This is a genomic window from Pseudomonas sp. VMV1, assembly GCF_056790235.1.
Genome location: NZ_JBXGSE010000002.1, coordinates 697,427 through 713,160, shown reverse-complemented (window position 1 = coordinate 713,160; position 15,734 = coordinate 697,427). Strand labels below are relative to the sequence as shown.

Sequence of the window (15,734 nt, the reverse complement as noted above, 5' to 3'; positions counted from 1 at the left end):
CCCCGCTTCGGCGGGGATCGTCGTTTCTAGCACCGGTGAAACAGCGGCCCTTGGCAGGGTCGCATCGCGACCGCTACCCTCGACCCCTACTCCGCTTTCCTCTGCCCTTTTCTGGAGCCCCCTTTCTCCCATGCCTGCGTTGAAACCCCTCGCCCTGACCATCGGCCTGCTGCTCGGCAGCCAGGCTTTCGCTGCTCCTGTCTTCGACGTCACCGAACTGGGTGACCCGGCCACCGCCTGTAGCGACCTCGACACCTTCGTCAACCAAAAATGGGTCTCGGCCAATCCCATCCCGCCGGATAAGTCGCGCTGGGGTTCCTTCATGGCCCTGGGCGAAAAATCGCTCAACGACCAGCACGCCATCCTGCAGCGCGCAGCCCGCACGGCGGATCGCGCGGAACAGGGTTCGATAGAACAGAAGGTCGGTTGGCTGTATCGCTCGGGCATGGACGAAGCCGCCATCGAGCGCGCCGGCTATCAGCCAATTCAGGCGCAGCTGGCAGCCATCGACCGGCTGCGCACCTCGGCCGATGTGGTGGCCTATCTCCAGAAGAGCTTTGCCCGAGGCGACATGCAGGTGTTCTCCTTCGGCTCCGGTGCCGACTACCAGAACGCCAAGCAGCAGATCGCCTATGCCTACCAGGGTGGCCTGGGCCTGCCGACACCCGATTACTACACCGAGGCCGACTACGCCAAGCTACGCCAGGCCTACCTAGGTCATCTCGCACGGCTGCTGACCCTGACCGGTGTACCCAAAGCCCAGGCGGCCGCCCAGGCCGAGCTGGTGCTGGCCTTCGAAAGTCGCCTGGCACGTGCCTCGGTCAAGCCGGTGGATCTGCGCAATCCGGAAAACCAGTATCACTACCTGAGCTTCGCCGAAGCCAACAAGGTCACGCCGCACTTCGACTGGCAGGCTTTCTTCGCCAGCCAGGGCGTCACCGGCCAGCAGGGCTTTTCCTTGTCCCAGCCCGGCTTCTTCGCCGAGTTCGACCGCATGCTGGCCGAGACGCCCATCGAACAGTGGCAGGCCTATCTGCGCGCCCACGTGATCGATGACGCCGCGCCGCTGCTGTCCAAGCCCTTCCAGCAGGAGAGCTTCGAATTCAACCAGAAGACCCTGAGCGGCCAGCAGCAACAGAGCGAGCGCTGGAAGCGGGTGTTGAGCGCGGTCAATGGCGCCATGGGCGAAGGGCTCGGCCAGCTCTATGTGCAGGAGCACTTCTCGCCCCAGGCCAAGGCGCGGGCCCAGGAACTGGTGGACAACGTGATGCTGGCGCTTCGAGCCCGCATCGAGAAGCTCGACTGGATGAGCCCGGAGACCAAGCAGAAGGCCCTGGCCAAGTGGGACAGCTTCCTGCCCAAGATCGGCTACCCCGAGCGCTGGCGGGACTGGAGCGGCCTGACGCTCAAGCCGCAGGGCTTCTACGCCAACCTGGAAGCCGCCTCGCGCTTCAACTATCGCCATGATCTGGACAAGATCGGCAAGCCCACCGATCGCCAGGAATGGGGCATGTACCCGCAGACGGTGAATGCCTACTACAGCCCCACCGACAACACCATCAACTTCCCGGCCGCCATCCTCCAGCCACCGTTTTTCTATGCCGACGGCGACGATGCCATCAACTATGGCGGCATCGGCGCGGTGATCGGCCACGAGGCCAGCCATGGCTTCGACGACCAGGGCAGCAAGTTCGACGGCGCGGGCAACCAGGTGGACTGGTGGACCCCGGCCGATCGCAAGGCCTTCGAGGCCCGTACCGGCAAGCTGGTGGAGCAGTTCGACAACTACCATCCGCTGCCCGACCATCCTGAGCTGCACGTCAACGGCAAGCTCACCCTGGGCGAGAACATCGGCGACCTCGGCGGCATCAACGCGGCCTATGACGCCCTGCAACTGGCACTGGCCAAGAAGCCGGAAGAAGCCAATCGCAAGATCGATGGCTACACCCAAGAGCAGCGCTTCTTCCTCAACTGGGCACGGGTCTGGCGGGGCTCGATCCGTGAAGAACAGGCGCGCCTGTTCCTCAACACCGATCCCCATGCCCCCATGAAATTCCGCGCCATCGGGGCGCCCTCCAACATGCCGTCGTTCGCGAAGGCGTTCAGCTGCAAGGCGGGTGATGCCATGGTCCGGCCGGACGAGAAACGCGTGGAAATCTGGTAGTGCTCCAGGGGCGTCAGGCAGTCGGGTATCGCTTTTGCATCGCCCGTCACCTCTCCCCTCCGGCGCCCCGTCCATGCCTCTAGAACTCGCCTTCGCCGAAGCCACTGCGACCGGTCCACGCAAGGAAAACCAGGACGCCTTGCGCAGTGTCCAGCCCAGCGCGGCGCTGGCAGCCACCAAGGGGCACCTGTTCGCCCTGGCCGATGGTGTCAGCGGTTGTCCGGATGGTGGACTCGCCGCGCGTGCCACCCTGCAGGCGCTGGCCCAAGACTATTATTCCACCCCGGAAACCTGGCCGGTGGCCCAGGCCCTGGAGCGGTTGCTGCTGGCGCAGAATCGCTGGCTGCAGGCCGCCGGCAATGGCCAACCGCTGCTGACCACCCTGACGGCCCTGGTGATCCGCGGACGGCGCTATACCCTGGCCCATGTCGGTGATTGCCGCGCCTATCGTTGGCATCAGGGCAGACTCGGTTGTCTCACCGTCGACCACGTTTGGCAGCAGGCCGGCATGCAGCACGTCCTGACCCGCGCCCTGGGTCTGGAAAGCCATCTGGTAGTGGATTTTCGCGAAGGCGAACTGGAAACTGGCGAGACGCTATTGCTGGTCAGCGACGGCGTCTGGGCGGCGCTGGGCGAAGACAGCATGAGGCGTATTCTCGTCGACGGCGTGACCGACCTGGATGCCACCGCCCAGGCGCTGGTGGCCGGGGCGCTGCACGCCGGCGTCCAGGACAATGCCAGCGCCCTGCTGGTAAGGGTCGACCGCCTGCCCGACATCTCCCTGGCCGATACCCTGGCCAACGCCGATACCTGGCCACCGCTGCCCGCCTTGAAGCCCGGCCAGGCCTTCGAAGGCTGGACAGTGGTCGAGCGCCTGGCGGAGTCGCGGCAATCGCTGCTCTATCGCGTCCACGACGAGCGTGGCCGCCCCTGGCTACTCAAGACCCTACCCGCGGCGCTGCAATTCGACACCCTGGCGGGTCATGCCCTGCTCATGGAGGAATGGTTCCTGCGCCGCGTCGCGGGCCGTGCCTTCGTCGAGGTACACCCCTTGCCCAGGCGGGCGCATCTCTACTTCGTTCAGCGTGAGTACCCAGGGCGGACGCTGGCGCAGCAGCTAACCAACGAAGGGCCCCTGGCGCTGGCCGACTGGCTGGACGTGGCGTCGCGCCTGTTGCGCGCCCTCGGCCAGCTGCACAGACGCAACATCCTCCATCGCGACATCAAGCCGGACAACCTGCATCGCGGCCAGGACGGCGAATTGCGCCTGCTGGACTTCGGCCTGGCCTATTGCCCGCAGTTGTCCGAGGATCTGCAGGACAGCCCGGGCACCCCCAGCTATCGTGCGCCAGAGTCCTTCGAAGGCGGCGAGCCAAGTCCGGCCCAGGATCTCTATGCGGCCGGGGTGACCCTCTACCAGCTGCTGACGGGTGGCTATCCCTACGGCGAAGTGGAACCCTTCCAGCGCCCCCGCTTCGGCGCGCCCGCCAGCGTCCTGCGCCGGCGCCCGGATGCGCCGGCCTGGCTCGAAGACTGGCTGCAACGCGCCGTGGCAGTGGATCCTGGCGAGCGCTTCGAGACCGCCGAAGAAGCGCTGCTGCTATTGGAACAGGGCGAACGCCAACCCCTGGCCCGGCCCCTGCCGCTGCTGCAGCGCGATCCCCTGCGCACCTGGCAGATCGTGGCGGCCTGTTCGCTGACGCTGAATCTGCTGCTGATACTGCTCTGGCTCTATCGACATTGAACGACCCAAGGCATGCCCTGTTTTGCAGCACGCTGCGCCCAAAAGAGGCAACCAACCGGCCCATTCCAGCCGTCATCCCGCCACAAAGGACGGATCTGGGCTTGGCATGAAGCCTGCAAACCCACCCATTACATAGGTCTTTCTTCAACGGCGAGGAAAGACCCTCAGGACAAAGGCGTCCCAGCTGCTTGCAGCGGGACGCCTTTTTTTTGCGTTACAGTCGCCACCCTGGATACGAGAGGTCACTACATGAGCGGGAAAGTCTGGTTGATCGGTGCCGGCCCTGGCGATCCCGAGTTGCTGACGCTCAAGGCCGTGCGCGCCCTGGGCGAGGCCGAGGTGGTGATGATCGACGACCTGGTCAACCCGGCGGTGCTCGAACACTGCCCGACCGCCCGGGTGATCCGCGTCGGCAAGCGCGGTGGTTGTCGCTCCACGCCCCAGGCCTTCATCCACCGGCTGATGCTGCGCTATGCCCGCCAGGGCCGTTGCGTGGCCCGGCTCAAGGGCGGCGATCCCTGCATCTTCGGTCGCGCCGGCGAGGAAGCCGAATGGCTGGCCGCCCGCGGCGTCAGCAGCGAGATCGTCAACGGCATCACTGCCGGTCTGGCCGGCGCCACCGCCTGCGGCATCTCCCTGACCTTGAGGGGCGTGGCCCGTGGCGTGACCCTGGTCACCGCCCATACCCAGGACGACACGGCGCCCAACTGGGCCGCCCTGGCAGCTACCAGTACCACCCTGGTGGTCTACATGGGCGTGGCCCGGCTCAGCGAGATTCAGCAAGGCCTGCTGGACGGCGGCCTGCCATTGGCTACGCCGGTAGCCATGATCGAGAACGCCTCCCTGCCCAGCCAGCGCGAATGCCGCTCGACCCTGCAGGAGCTGCAGGTGGACGCCGCGCTCTTCCAGTTGAAGAGCCCGGCGATCCTGGTGATCGGCGAGGTGGTGGGCCAGGCGGCTCTGCAGCAGGCCTTGAGCTACGCCGCCCAGGCCTGAGCGGCGAACTCCAGAGCCCAGCCGCCGTTCCTATGGGTAATCCCCTAGCAGAGCGGCGCCCATGGACCTCGTCATCGCCCGCCCGGACGGTCTCTATTGCCCGCCTGGCGACTTCTACATCGATCCCTGGCATCCGGTGGAGCGCTCGGTCATCACCCATGGCCACGGCGACCACGCCCGGGTGGGCAATGGTCGCTACCTGGCCACCTCGGGCAGTGCTGGCATCCTGCGCACGCGATTGGGCGCCGATATCAACCTCCAGACCCTGGAATACGGCGAGGTCATCGACCACCACGGGGTCAAGCTGAGCTTTCACCCCGCCGGGCATGTACTGGGCTCGGCCCAGGTGCGCCTGGAATACCGGGGTGAGGTCTGGGTCGCCTCGGGCGACTACAAGGTCGAGCCCGACGGTACCTGCACCCCCTTCGAGCCGGTGCGCTGCCACACCTTCATCACCGAATCCACCTTCGGCCTGCCGATCTATCGCTGGCGGCCCCAGGCGGAGATCTTCGCCGAGGTCAACGCCTGGTGGCGCGCCAACCAGGCCCAGGGGCTGGCCAGCGTGCTCTACAGCTATGCCTTCGGCAAGGCGCAACGCCTCCTGCACGGACTCGATCCGGAGATCGGCCCGATCCTCGCCCATGGTGCGGTGGAGCCGCTCAACCGGGTCTATCGCGAGGCCGGCATCCGCATCCCCGACACCCACTATGCCGGCGACTTCAAGAAGAGCGATCCCTTGCTGCGCCAGGCGCTGATCATCGCCCCGCCCTCGGCTGGCGGCAGTACCTGGATTCGCCGTTTCGGCGAGCACAGCGATGCCTTCGCCAGCGGCTGGATGATGCTGCGCGGCACCCGCCGCCGGCGTGGGGTGGATCGCGGCTTCGTGCTCTCCGACCATGCCGACTGGCCGGGCCTGCTGTGGGCCATCGAGCAGACCGGCGCCGAACGAGTGATGGTCACTCACGGCTCGGTGGCCACCCTGGTGCGCTATCTGCGCGATCAGGGCCTGGATGCCCAGGGCTTCACCACCGAATACGGTGAGGAAGACGATACCCCTGTCGCCACGGAGGCCCAAGCATGAAGGCCTTCGCCGAACTCTATGGCCGTCTCGACGCCACCACCTCCAGCAACGCCAAGCTGGCCGCCCTGGTGGACTACTTCGGCAGCGCCCCGGCCGCCGATGCCGCCTGGGCGGTGTACTTCCTCGCCGGCGGCCGCCCCCGGCGCCTGGTGCCGACCCGGCAGCTGCGTGAGCTGACCATGGCCCTCTCCGGCCTGCCCGAGTGGCTGTTCGAGGAGAGCTACCAGGCGGTAGGCGACCTGGCCGAAACCATGGCGCTGCTGATTCCCACCGCCGATGCCGCCAACGCGGAAGGCCTGGCCTTCTGGCTGGAAGAATACCTGCTGCCCCTGCGCGGCCTGTCGCCGGAGGAGCTGGCCGAGCGTCTGCCGCCGCTCTGGGACCAGCTGGATCGCCAGAGCCTGATGGTCTGCATCAAACTGATCACCGGTGAATTCCGCGTCGGCGTTTCCAAGCTGCTGGTGACCCGCGCGCTGGCCACCCTGGCGGACCTGGATCCCAAGCGGGTCGCCCAGCGCCTGGTGGGTTATACCGACCTTTCCCACCGCCCCACCGCCGAGGGCTATGCGCGCCTGGTCGCCCCGGAAAGTCCGGACGAACACGCCCAGCGCGGTGGCCAACCCTACCCCTTCTTTCTCGCCCATGCCCTGCAACTGCCGGTGGAGCAATTCGAGGCGCAATTGGGTCCGGCCGAAGACTGGCAGGTGGAATGGAAGTGGGACGGCATCCGCGCCCAGCTGGTCAAGCGTGACGGCCGGCTGTGGATCTGGTCGCGGGGCGAGGACCTGGTCACCGATCGCTTTCCCGAACTGCATCCCCTCGCGGAATCGCTGCCCGATGGCACCGTGATCGATGGCGAGATCGTGGTCTGGAAGGAAGACGCCGCCCCCGACACCCTGCTCAGCAGCGAGGAAGTCAGCGAGCACCAGGACGCCCGCGATCCAGCCGCGCCCATCCCCTTCGGCGTGCAGCCCTTCGCCCTGCTCCAGCAGCGCATCGGCCGCAAGACCTTGGGCAAGAAGATCCTGGAGGACGTACCGGTCATCCTGCTCGCCTACGACCTGCTCGAATGGCAGGGTCATGACCTGCGCAGCCAACCGCAACGGCAGCGTCGCGCCGAGCTGGAACGGGTGGTAGCGCACTGTGCCAGTCCGCTGTTGCGTCCCTCACCGCTGCTGCACGGGCGCGACTGGCAGGATCTTGCCCGCCAGCGCGAGGCCTCTCGCACCCTGGGCGTGGAAGGCATGATGCTCAAGGCACAGGACTCGCTTTATGGCGTCGGCCGCACCAAGGACATGGGCACCTGGTGGAAATGGAAGGTCGATCCCTTCTCGGTGGACGCTGTGCTCATCTATGCCCAGCGTGGCCATGGGCGCCGCGCCAGTCTCTATTCCGACTACACCTTCGCTGTCTGGGACGGTCCGCCGGAGAGTTCCGAACGCACCCTGGTGCCCTTCGCCAAGGCCTACTCCGGACTCACGGACGAGGAGATGCGCAAGGTGGATGCCATCGTCCGGCGCACCACGGTGGAGAAGTTCGGGCCGGTACGCAGCGTCGAGCCGACCCTGGTGTTCGAGCTGGGCTTCGAAGGGATTGCCCTGTCCAAGCGCCACAAGAGTGGTGTCGCCGTGCGCTTTCCGCGGATGCTGCGCTGGCGCCATGACAAGTCGGTGGCCGAAGCCGATACCCTCGACATCCTGCAGAATCTCCTGGCCTGAGCCATGGCAGGCCAGTCACCCCCTCCTGTTGCCGATGGCGCCATAGGCGCGCCTCAGGAGCCCCGCTGGGCCTTGGCGCTGGCCTGTCTGCCGGCGCTGGCGGTGATCCTGCTCACCGGATGGTGGACCGATGCCTGGCTACCCTGCGTGGTGGCCCTCGGTGGCGCCTACACGGTCGGCTTCGGCGCCTACAAGAGCTTTGCCGCCGAACCCCTGGCGCCCATGCTGGTGGCTGCCTTGGGCATGGCCTGTTCGGCGGTGGTCGGCTCGTTGCTCGGTCATCAGCTACCGGCGCTGGTGCTCGTCGGCGCCCTGTGGGCAGCCTGCTGCGCCTGGCTGTTCGCCGTCGGCAACGGCCCCTGGTGGATCACCCAGCAATGGACCGTGGCCCTGCTGGTGGCCGGTGGCTTTCCAGGCGACCTGCAGCAGGCGGTCTGTCGCGGCAGTTTGGTGCTCGCCGGCGGCCTGCTGCAGCTGGCGCTCTTCGCCCTCCTGCAAAAGGCACTCTACCGCTCCCAATGGCGCCTGCGTACCGGCTCGCTCAGGACCCACCTGCGCGAGGTGGTGGTGCTATTCGAGGACAGATTCCGCCTTGGCCGCTATGGCTTCTATGCCGCCGCCGTGGTCGCCCTTTGCCAGATCCTGACCGGCCTGCTCGATTATGGTCATGGCTACTGGGCCCCCATGACCGCCCTGCTGGTGCTCAAGCCACGGCTGGGCGACACCTGGCGCCGTGGGCTGGGTCGACTGGGCGGCACCCTGGCCGGCTGCCTGCTGGCGGGCGCGGTGGTCTGGCTCGACAACACGCCCCTCGTCCTAGCTGGTGCCTGCCTGCTGTGCGCGGCGGGCGCCTATCTGCTGCAGGACGGACGCTATTCATGGCAGACCCTGTTCATCACCGGCACCACGGTGCTGATGGTCGCCTTGGCGGGTGCTCCCGAAGCCAGCATCGCGCTGGAACGCCTGGGCAGTACTCTGCTCGGAGGCGGCGTGGCCCTGCTCTTTCTTGCCCTGGAAGCCGGCGTCGAGCGTGCGCTTGCACGGCTTCAACGTGATCGGCGGGTGCGCCAGGCGAATACCGCCAAGCCGACCAGGGCGCCCAGGTAGCTGCCATCGTGCATCCAGGCCGCCAACAGGAAACCTCGGCTATCCCGCACGCAAGCGGGTACCTGCTGCATACGACCCAGGTCCAGGGCGACCCAGCCCAGGGCCAGGCCCAGCAAGGCGAAGGCCAGGGCGCCAAGCAAGACAGCGCCGATCCCGCGCCAGAGACCTCGATCAGCGGCAGCACGCCGGTGGGTCAGCCAGAGCAGAACCAGCCCCAAGGGCAGTCCTGCGGCCGCCCCGGCCAGCACCCCGACCTGCGCGGCCCGCCAACGTGGCGCCACCTCCGAATCGAGCAGGCCGAACTGGGGGAATTTCAGACAGCTGAAGTATTCCGGACCTATGCCATAGCTGAGCTGGTCATGCAGCGCGCCATAGAGTGCGGCCAAGGCTACCAGGGCCAGCAGGCGCGCCAGTTGCCGGACCAGCCCCGGGGCGGTCATCTAGCCCAGCTCCTTATGGAAGCTGTGCAGCCCGGTTCCCAGAGGTCGCGGCAGATAGCCGCAGTGCCGGTAGCCGCAGCGCTCATATAAGGCAGCCGCCTGCGCGGTGCGCAGATAGGCCACCCGGGCACCTTGGGCGCGGGCGTGGTCTTCCGCCTGTTGCAGCAACCGCCTGCCCAGGCCTCGCTGACGATGAGCCTCGTCCACCAGAGCACCTCGATCTCCAGGCCCTGCCAGAACACCCGGCCGAGTACGCCCGCGATGACGCGATTGGCCTCTGTGATTACAAGCTGCAGGGGAAGATCGGCTGATTCGTCCGCCAACAGCGGATGCTGGGGGCTGACGAAGGCCTGAAAACCCTGAGCGACCGCCGCGACCTGAGCAGCGGTCGCCACGTGGATCGCGCTCGGAGCCACCCCGTTTTGCCGATTGGTCATCCGGTCTTTCTCCCGTTTCCTTTGCACACAGCTGCGGCGGATGACTGCTACCGAACAGATACGACCTCTATCCCGACTTGTCCTTCTGCTACCTTTCTGCCCACCTTTGGCGCAGCCGTGTCTTTTTCGACCCAAAGCGGTGCACTCGTCCGCCCCAGGCAGGAAAGCCGCGCCGTTCCGGTGCATAATGCGCGCCGCTCGATGCGGCTAGCTGCTACAGGATGTAAACAACGCGGCAACCGCGTACAGATTTGGGACGATCTTCGCCGACTGGTAAGCTTATTGCTCCCGCGAGGGCACGGACGTCGTAATGGCGCCATGATTTCATCCACATTCGCTCTAGGATCCGACATGAAAAAAAGCTGGCTGACTCTCTCTGCGCTCGCCCTGTGTCTGGCCGCCGGTTCGGCGATGGCCAAGGAATGGAAAGAGATCCGCTTCGGTGTGGACACCACCTACCCACCGTTCGAATCCCAGGCCGCCGATGGCAGCTTCGTCGGCTTCGACATCGAGCTGGGCAACGCCATCTGCGAAAAGCTGGCGGTGAAGTGCAAGTGGGTGGTGAGTGACTTCGACGGCCTGATCCCTGGCCTGCGCGCGCGCAAGTTCGATGGCATCCTGTCCTCGCTGACCAAGACCCCGGCGCGTGCCGAGCAGATCGACTTCTCCGACCTGCTGTGGTCGGGCCCCTCCTCCATGGTCGTCAAGGAAGGTTCCAACCTGCAGGCCACCGCGGAAAGCCTGAAGGGCAAGACCGTGGGCGTGCAGCAGGGCACCATCCAGGAGACCTTCGCTAAGCAGAAGCTGGCGCCCAATGGCGTCAACGTGCAGAGCTACCAGAACCAGGATCAGGTCTACGCCGACCTGGTGTCGGGCCGTATCGACGTCGCCATGCAGGACATGCTGCAGGCCGAAGGTGGCTTCATGAAGTCGCCCCAGGGCAAGGGCTACGTCAACACCGCCATCCACGACGAGCTGCTGCCGGCCGATACCGCCGTCGGTATCCGCAAGGGCAACGACGAGTTCAAGACCTTCGTCAACAAGGGCATTGCGGCCATCCACGCCGACGGTACCTACGACAAGATCCAGAAGAAGTACTTTGGCGACCTGAACCTCTACGATCCCAAGTAAGGTCGGTTCGGCAGACGCCCCTGGTGCCACCGGGGGCGTTTTACGTATGACCGCCGGCGCTCGCCGCGCCCGCGGACTCACCAGGCGATTCCCCCAAGACGCATGCAGCAGAATTCCTTCGACTCCTTCTTGCAGTCCATCGGACTGGGCACGCTCAGCCTGCATGGCTACGGCCCGCTGATCCTGGAAGGCACCCTGACGACCCTCAAGCTCGCCGGCTTCGCGCTGGTAGTGGCGGTCATCCTCGGCCTGCTCGGCGCCTCGGCCAAGCTGTCGCGCTTCACGCCCCTGCGCTTCATCGCGCAGAGCTACACGACCCTGATCCGCGGTGTACCGGACCTGGTGCTGATGCTGCTGATCTTCTACAGCCTGCAGAACTGGCTGGGCGCCCTCACCGACTACATGGGCTGGGACTACATCGACATCGATCCCATGGCCGCCGGTATCGCCACCCTCGGTTTCATCTACGGCGCCTATTTCACCGAGACCTTTCGCGGCGCCATCCTCGCCGTGCCGCGCGGCCAGGGCGAGGCCGCCCTGGCCTACGGCCTGAACCGCTGGCAGACCTTCACCCTGATCACCTTCCCGCAGATGATGAGATTCGCCCTGCCCGGCATCGGCAACAACTGGCAGGTGCTGCTCAAGGCCACCGCGCTGGTCTCCATCATCGGCCTGGCGGACCTGGTGCGTGCCTCCCAGGAAGCCGGCAAGGGGACCTTCAAGCTGTTCTACTTCCTGATCGTCGCCGGCGTCATCTACCTGCTCATCACCGCCGTGACCAATGCCATCCTCGGTGCCCTTGAACGGCGCTATCACGTCGGCGTGCGGGAGGCCAAGCGATGATCGAACTCCTGCAGCAATATTGGAAACCCCTGCTGTGGACCGATGGCTACCACATCACCGGACTGGCCATGACCCTCTGGCTGCTGGTGGCCTCGGTGGTGATCGGCTTCCTGGTCTCGGTGCCCTTGTCGGTGGCGCGGGTATCCGAACGGCGCTGGCTGCGCTGGCCCATCGGCTTCTACACCTATGTCTTCCGCGGCACCCCGCTCTATCTGCAGTTGCTGATCTGCTACACCGGCATCTACAGCCTGGGTTTCGTGCGCGACCAGCCACTGCTCGGCAGTTTCTTCCGTGACGGCCTGAACTGCACCATCCTGGCCTTCGCCCTGAACACCTGCGCCTACACCACCGAGATCTTTGCCGGGGCCATCCGCAACACCCCCCACGGCGAGGTCGAGGCGGCCAAGGCCTACGGCCTGGACGGCTGGCGGCTGTATGTGCACGTGATCCTGCCCTCGGCGCTGCGTCGGTCGCTGCCCTTCTACAGCAACGAAGTCATCATGATGCTGCACTCCACCACCCTGGCCTTCACCGCCACGGTGCCGGATCTGCTCAAGATCGCCCGCGACGCCAACACCGCGACCTTCCTGACCTTCCAGGCCTTTGGCCTGGCCGCGTTGATGTACCTGGCGGTGTCCTTCATCCTGATCGGCCTGTTCCGCCTCGCGGAACGCCGCTGGCTGGCCTTCCTCGGCCCGACCCACTGACCCAAGCGGCCGCGTCCTGCGCGGCCCCGGAGTAGTCATGCGCCATCTCACCCATCAGCTGGTCGCCCCGGTTCCGGGCACCGAGCGCAGCATTCACAGCTTCCACTTCGGCCCCACCGACAGTGGCCGCAAGGTCTATATCCAAGCCTCGCTGCATGCCGACGAATTGCCCGGCATGCTGACCGCCTGGCACCTCAAGCAGCGCCTCAAGGCGCTCGACGCCGCGGGCGAGCTGCTGGCGGAAGTGGTGCTGGTGCCCGTGGCCAACCCCATCGGCCAGGACCAGCAGGTGGCCGACGTCCACCTGGGTCGCTACGAGCTGGAGACCGGCCAGAACTTCAACCGTCGGTTTCGCGACATGACCGCCCAGGTCGAAGCCGCCGTCGCCGAGCGCCTGGGTGACGACATCGCCACCAACCAAGCCCTGGTGCGCGAGGCCTTCCGCACCGCCCTGGCCGCAGAAACCGCCACCACCCAGCTCGACAGCCAACGCCTGACCCTGCAACGCCTGGCCTGCGACGCCGAGGTGGTGCTCGACCTGCACTGTGACTTCGACGCCGTGGCCCACCTCTACACCACGCCGGAAGCCTGGCCCCAGGTGGAGCCGCTGGCACGCTATTTCGGCTCGCAGGCCAGCCTGCTCGCCACCGACTCGGGCGGCCAGTCCTTCGATGAATGCTTCACCCTGCTCTGGTGGAACCTCAACCAGCGCTTCGGCGAGCGCCTGCCGATGGGCAGCCTGTCGGTGACCCTGGAGCTGCGCGGTCAGCTGGACGTGCGCGATGAGCTCGCCGGTCCGGACGCCGATGCCATCGTCCATTACCTACGTCATCAGGGCTTCGTGAGCGGCCAGGCGGCTCCCCTGCCGCCGCTGCTGGAGCCTGCCACGCCGCTGGCGGCCGTCGAGCCCGTGGCGACCTCCCAGGGTGGCGTGCTGGTGCTCAAGGCCCAGGTGGGCGAGCGCATCGAGGTGGGCCAGGTGCTGGCGCAGGTCATCGACCCCATCAGTGATCGCGTGGAGGAGGTACGCAGTGCGGTCGCCGGTGTCCTCTATGCGCGCTCCAATCGCCGCATGGCCACGGCCGGCATGGTGATCGCCCACGTGGCGGGCACCGAGGCCTATCGCAGCGGCTACCTGCTCTCGCCGTGACCCCTATTCCTTTTCAGCTGTGGAATCCCTATCCATGTACAAACTGACCGTCGAAGGCCTGCACAAGCGTTACGGCGACCACGAAGTGCTCAAGGGCGTCTCGCTCAAGGCCAAGACCGGGGATGTGGTCAGCCTGATCGGCGCCAGCGGCTCCGGCAAGAGCACCTTCCTGCGCTGCATCAACTTCCTCGAGCAGCCCAACGCCGTGACCATGACCCTGGACGGCGAGACCATCCGCATGGCCGATGACCACGGCGCGGTGCGGGTGGCCGATGCGGCTCAGCTGCAGAATCTGCGCACCCGCCTGGCCATGGTCTTCCAGCACTTCAATCTCTGGAGCCACTTGAGCGTGCTGGACAACATCACCCTGGCGCCACGCAAGGCTCTGGGTGTCGGCAAGGCGGAAGCCGAAGACCGCGCACGCAAGTACCTGGAGAAGGTCGGTCTGGCAGCAAGGGTCGCCGATCAGTACCCGGCGTTCCTGTCCGGTGGCCAGCAGCAACGGGTCGCCATCGCCCGTGCCCTGGCGATGGAGCCGGAGATCATGCTGTTCGACGAGCCCACTTCCGCGCTCGATCCGGAGCTGGTCGGCGAAGTGCTCAAGGTCATCCGCGCTCTCGCGGAAGAAGGTCGCACCATGCTCATGGTGACCCACGAGATGGCCTTTGCACGGGAGGTATCGTCCCAGGTGCTGTTTCTGCACCAGGGTGTGGTGGAAGAAGAAGGTCCGCCGAGCGATGTGCTGGTCAATCCGCGCAGTGAGCGGCTACGACAATTCCTCAGCGGCAATCTCAAGTGACCTCAGGTCCCTGTCGAGGGGCCGCCGCGCGAACCTGGCGCCCTTGGGCTTTCAGGTCCGCGCCCGATCACGCTTGAACGCGTCGCTCAGCGACGCTGTTGCTCGTGGCGACGCTGAGCCGCCAACCGCTCGCGCTCCTGGCTGCGAATCGGGATGGCCTTTACCAGGCCGAAACGGGCAAACAGGTCCAGCACCAGGGCTTGTATACGGTCGTTCATGAAAACTCCTCGAGCCAGTGCTCTATCAGGGACAGCCACGTCGGGACGGGCCTTGCTGCCCGTCACCCTAAGATATTGAGTCTTCCGCTGCCGATTCAATCCACCAGGCCGCGGTTGTTCGTCGCAATGGCCCTACGCTTTGTCAAAAAGTATGTCCTCAGGCCTGGCAGCCAGGAAGTCATCCGCACCACCCTGCCAGTTGGTGTGTCGATGATTATTGTTGGAACCCATATCAAATTCGCCTGTCTGGTTACTCTTGGCGAGTTCAATGGCTGATCTAGAAACTGACGAATGGCGAAAAAACCCGGGCCACGTTGGTTATCATCCAATGGCGATAACGGGTTAGCCGTGGTTTCTCATCTAATAACAACGATGCCATCAAGGTGGTTGCACCCTGGTGTTCTCCCTGCTTGTTGTTATCCCCATCACATCTCCATCAATTGCGCTATCGGCACGGCAGGAGTGCTTCCATGACCAGATCCTTACCACTACTCCTCATCCTCGGACTCCTGGCGAGCCCGGCGATGGCTGCCAGCTGGGGCATGCAGCGTGAAGTGGGGGATTTCGATCTGAAGATGAGCACGGCGCCGTCACGCAGCATGGCCCAAGGCCTGGTCGCCCCTAACTCCGCCGGCATGGGTGGTGGCTTCGATCTCACCCACGACAGCGGCCTGTACTTCGGCCAGTGGACGACCAACAACGCCTCGTCCGCCGAAGCGCCGCTGCTGGAGATGGACACCTACGCCGGCTACAAGCATCGCTTTGCCCCCGGCTATGGCTACGAACTGGGTGTGATCAACTACAGCAACCTGATCCAGAACGTCGATCCCAGCCGCGAGCTCTACTCCGGCATGACCGTCTACGGCAAGCGCCTGGGCGCGGCCTTCGCCAACGATCCGGGCCGCCACAACGCCTCGGTCTATGCCGACCTGGGTACCCTGCCCCTGATCAAGACCGGCGTCTCGCTCAAGTACACCAATTACGTGCTGGATGTGCCCTCCACCCTCGACAGCGGTGGCATGGTGCGCAGCTTCAACGACTGGTCGGTGAATCTGAGCCGCAAGTGGGTGAACACCCTGTTCAACCTGACCTACAGCGGTACCAGCCTGAGAGGCGCCGACTGCTCGGTGTATTCGGGCCACAACACCTACTGCGACAGTGCCCTCATGCTCAAGGCCTCGCACCCCTTCTTCTAAGCG

Annotated in this window: 15 protein-coding genes; 12 read left to right on the top strand and 3 right to left on the bottom strand. The window is 65.6% G+C overall.

Annotated features, from left to right (window positions below; all coding sequences use genetic code 11):
- Positions 1-130 precede the first annotated feature (130 nt).
- The 6 genes from ACUCV0_RS08830 to ACUCV0_RS08805 all read left to right on the top strand — a co-directional run bounded on the left by ACUCV0_RS08830 (position 131) and on the right by ACUCV0_RS08805 (position 8,810).
- Positions 131-2,164 (top strand): M13 family metallopeptidase, encoded by a 2,034-nt coding sequence (locus ACUCV0_RS08830; protein ID WP_313647235.1) that lies wholly within the window; start codon positions 131-133, stop codon positions 2,162-2,164.
- Positions 2,165-2,237: 73 nt separating this feature from the next.
- On the top strand, positions 2,238-3,908 hold the full coding sequence (locus ACUCV0_RS08825; RefSeq protein WP_482212512.1) for a bifunctional protein-serine/threonine kinase/phosphatase: 1,671 nt from the start codon (positions 2,238-2,240) through the stop codon (positions 3,906-3,908).
- Between the two features lie 249 nt (positions 3,909-4,157).
- Positions 4,158-4,904, top strand: coding sequence for a uroporphyrinogen-III C-methyltransferase (gene cobA, locus ACUCV0_RS08820; RefSeq protein ID WP_323148006.1), 747 nt, complete (start codon positions 4,158-4,160; stop codon positions 4,902-4,904).
- 61 nt (positions 4,905-4,965) lie between these two features.
- A complete protein-coding gene (locus ACUCV0_RS08815; RefSeq protein WP_313647232.1) occupies positions 4,966-5,985 on the top strand; it encodes a ligase-associated DNA damage response exonuclease in 1,020 nt (339 codons plus the stop codon).
- Positions 5,982-7,703 carry an ATP-dependent DNA ligase gene (locus ACUCV0_RS08810; protein ID WP_313647231.1) on the top strand — a complete coding sequence of 574 codons (1,722 nt, stop codon included), beginning with the start codon at positions 5,982-5,984 and terminating at the stop codon, positions 7,701-7,703. Before ACUCV0_RS08815 ends, ACUCV0_RS08810 begins: the two co-directional genes overlap by 4 nt.
- Before the next feature lie 72 nt (positions 7,704-7,775).
- Positions 7,776-8,810, top strand: coding sequence for an FUSC family protein (locus tag ACUCV0_RS08805; protein WP_313647230.1), 1,035 nt, complete (start codon positions 7,776-7,778; stop codon positions 8,808-8,810).
- Here the strand turns inward: ACUCV0_RS08805 and ACUCV0_RS08800 are convergent.
- Both ACUCV0_RS08800 and ACUCV0_RS08795 read right to left on the bottom strand, forming a co-directional pair.
- Positions 8,750-9,250 carry a hypothetical protein gene (locus ACUCV0_RS08800; RefSeq protein ID WP_271655264.1) on the bottom strand — a complete coding sequence of 167 codons (501 nt, stop codon included), beginning with the start codon at positions 9,248-9,250 and terminating at the stop codon, positions 8,750-8,752. The genes ACUCV0_RS08805 and ACUCV0_RS08800 overlap by 61 nt on opposite strands.
- Positions 9,251-9,457 carry a GNAT family N-acetyltransferase gene (locus ACUCV0_RS08795; RefSeq protein WP_482212511.1) on the bottom strand — a complete coding sequence of 69 codons (207 nt, stop codon included), beginning with the start codon at positions 9,455-9,457 and terminating at the stop codon, positions 9,251-9,253.
- Between the two features lie 581 nt (positions 9,458-10,038).
- On the opposite strand from ACUCV0_RS08795, the gene ACUCV0_RS08790 reads away from it, so the two are divergent.
- From ACUCV0_RS08790 to ACUCV0_RS08770, 5 genes are all read left to right on the top strand, one after another.
- Positions 10,039-10,818 carry a transporter substrate-binding domain-containing protein gene (locus ACUCV0_RS08790; protein WP_059315344.1) on the top strand — a complete coding sequence of 260 codons (780 nt, stop codon included), beginning with the start codon at positions 10,039-10,041 and terminating at the stop codon, positions 10,816-10,818.
- Between the two features lie 102 nt (positions 10,819-10,920).
- A complete protein-coding gene (locus tag ACUCV0_RS08785; RefSeq protein ID WP_059315345.1) occupies positions 10,921-11,661 on the top strand; it encodes an ABC transporter permease in 741 nt (246 codons plus the stop codon).
- Entirely contained in the window at positions 11,658-12,368 is a 711-nt protein-coding gene (locus tag ACUCV0_RS08780; RefSeq protein WP_059315346.1) for an ABC transporter permease, read from the top strand. Before ACUCV0_RS08785 ends, ACUCV0_RS08780 begins: the two co-directional genes overlap by 4 nt.
- Positions 12,369-12,405: 37 nt before the next feature.
- Positions 12,406-13,518, top strand: a complete 1,113-nt coding sequence (locus ACUCV0_RS08775) for a succinylglutamate desuccinylase/aspartoacylase family protein (RefSeq protein WP_271655266.1) — start codon at positions 12,406-12,408, stop codon at positions 13,516-13,518.
- A 34-nt stretch (positions 13,519-13,552) separates the two neighbouring features.
- Positions 13,553-14,317, top strand: a complete 765-nt coding sequence (locus ACUCV0_RS08770; protein WP_059315348.1) for an ABC transporter ATP-binding protein — start codon at positions 13,553-13,555, stop codon at positions 14,315-14,317.
- An 86-nt stretch (positions 14,318-14,403) separates the two neighbouring features.
- Here ACUCV0_RS08770 and ACUCV0_RS08765 read toward each other — a convergent pair whose 3' ends face one another.
- Positions 14,404-14,535 carry a hypothetical protein gene (locus tag ACUCV0_RS08765; RefSeq protein ID WP_257721099.1) on the bottom strand — a complete coding sequence of 44 codons (132 nt, stop codon included), beginning with the start codon at positions 14,533-14,535 and terminating at the stop codon, positions 14,404-14,406.
- Between the two features lie 470 nt (positions 14,536-15,005).
- Between ACUCV0_RS08765 and ACUCV0_RS08760 the strand changes: the two genes are divergently transcribed.
- Positions 15,006-15,731, top strand: coding sequence for a TorF family putative porin (locus tag ACUCV0_RS08760; protein ID WP_313647228.1), 726 nt, complete (start codon positions 15,006-15,008; stop codon positions 15,729-15,731).
- Positions 15,732-15,734 lie beyond the last annotated feature (3 nt).

Excerpts from the sequence above, each read along its gene's own strand:
- ACUCV0_RS08830 (WP_313647235.1), top strand. The coding sequence starts at position 131 with ATGCCTGCGTTGAAACCCCTCGCCCTGACCATCGGCCTGCTGCTCGGC.
- ACUCV0_RS08825 (WP_482212512.1), top strand. The coding sequence starts at position 2,238 with ATGCCTCTAGAACTCGCCTTCGCCGAAGCCACTGCGACCGGTCCACGC.
- cobA (WP_323148006.1), top strand. The coding sequence starts at position 4,158 with ATGAGCGGGAAAGTCTGGTTGATCGGTGCCGGCCCTGGCGATCCCGAG.
- ACUCV0_RS08815 (WP_313647232.1), top strand. The coding sequence starts at position 4,966 with ATGGACCTCGTCATCGCCCGCCCGGACGGTCTCTATTGCCCGCCTGGC.
- ACUCV0_RS08810 (WP_313647231.1), top strand. The coding sequence starts at position 5,982 with ATGAAGGCCTTCGCCGAACTCTATGGCCGTCTCGACGCCACCACCTCC.
- ACUCV0_RS08800 (WP_271655264.1), bottom strand. The coding sequence starts at position 9,250 with ATGACCGCCCCGGGGCTGGTCCGGCAACTGGCGCGCCTGCTGGCCCTG.
- ACUCV0_RS08790 (WP_059315344.1), top strand. The coding sequence starts at position 10,039 with ATGAAAAAAAGCTGGCTGACTCTCTCTGCGCTCGCCCTGTGTCTGGCC.
- ACUCV0_RS08785 (WP_059315345.1), top strand. The coding sequence starts at position 10,921 with ATGCAGCAGAATTCCTTCGACTCCTTCTTGCAGTCCATCGGACTGGGC.
- ACUCV0_RS08780 (WP_059315346.1), top strand. The coding sequence starts at position 11,658 with ATGATCGAACTCCTGCAGCAATATTGGAAACCCCTGCTGTGGACCGAT.
- ACUCV0_RS08775 (WP_271655266.1), top strand. The coding sequence starts at position 12,406 with ATGCGCCATCTCACCCATCAGCTGGTCGCCCCGGTTCCGGGCACCGAG.
- ACUCV0_RS08770 (WP_059315348.1), top strand. The coding sequence starts at position 13,553 with ATGTACAAACTGACCGTCGAAGGCCTGCACAAGCGTTACGGCGACCAC.
- ACUCV0_RS08765 (WP_257721099.1), bottom strand. The coding sequence starts at position 14,535 with ATGAACGACCGTATACAAGCCCTGGTGCTGGACCTGTTTGCCCGTTTC.
- ACUCV0_RS08760 (WP_313647228.1), top strand. The coding sequence starts at position 15,006 with ATGACCAGATCCTTACCACTACTCCTCATCCTCGGACTCCTGGCGAGC.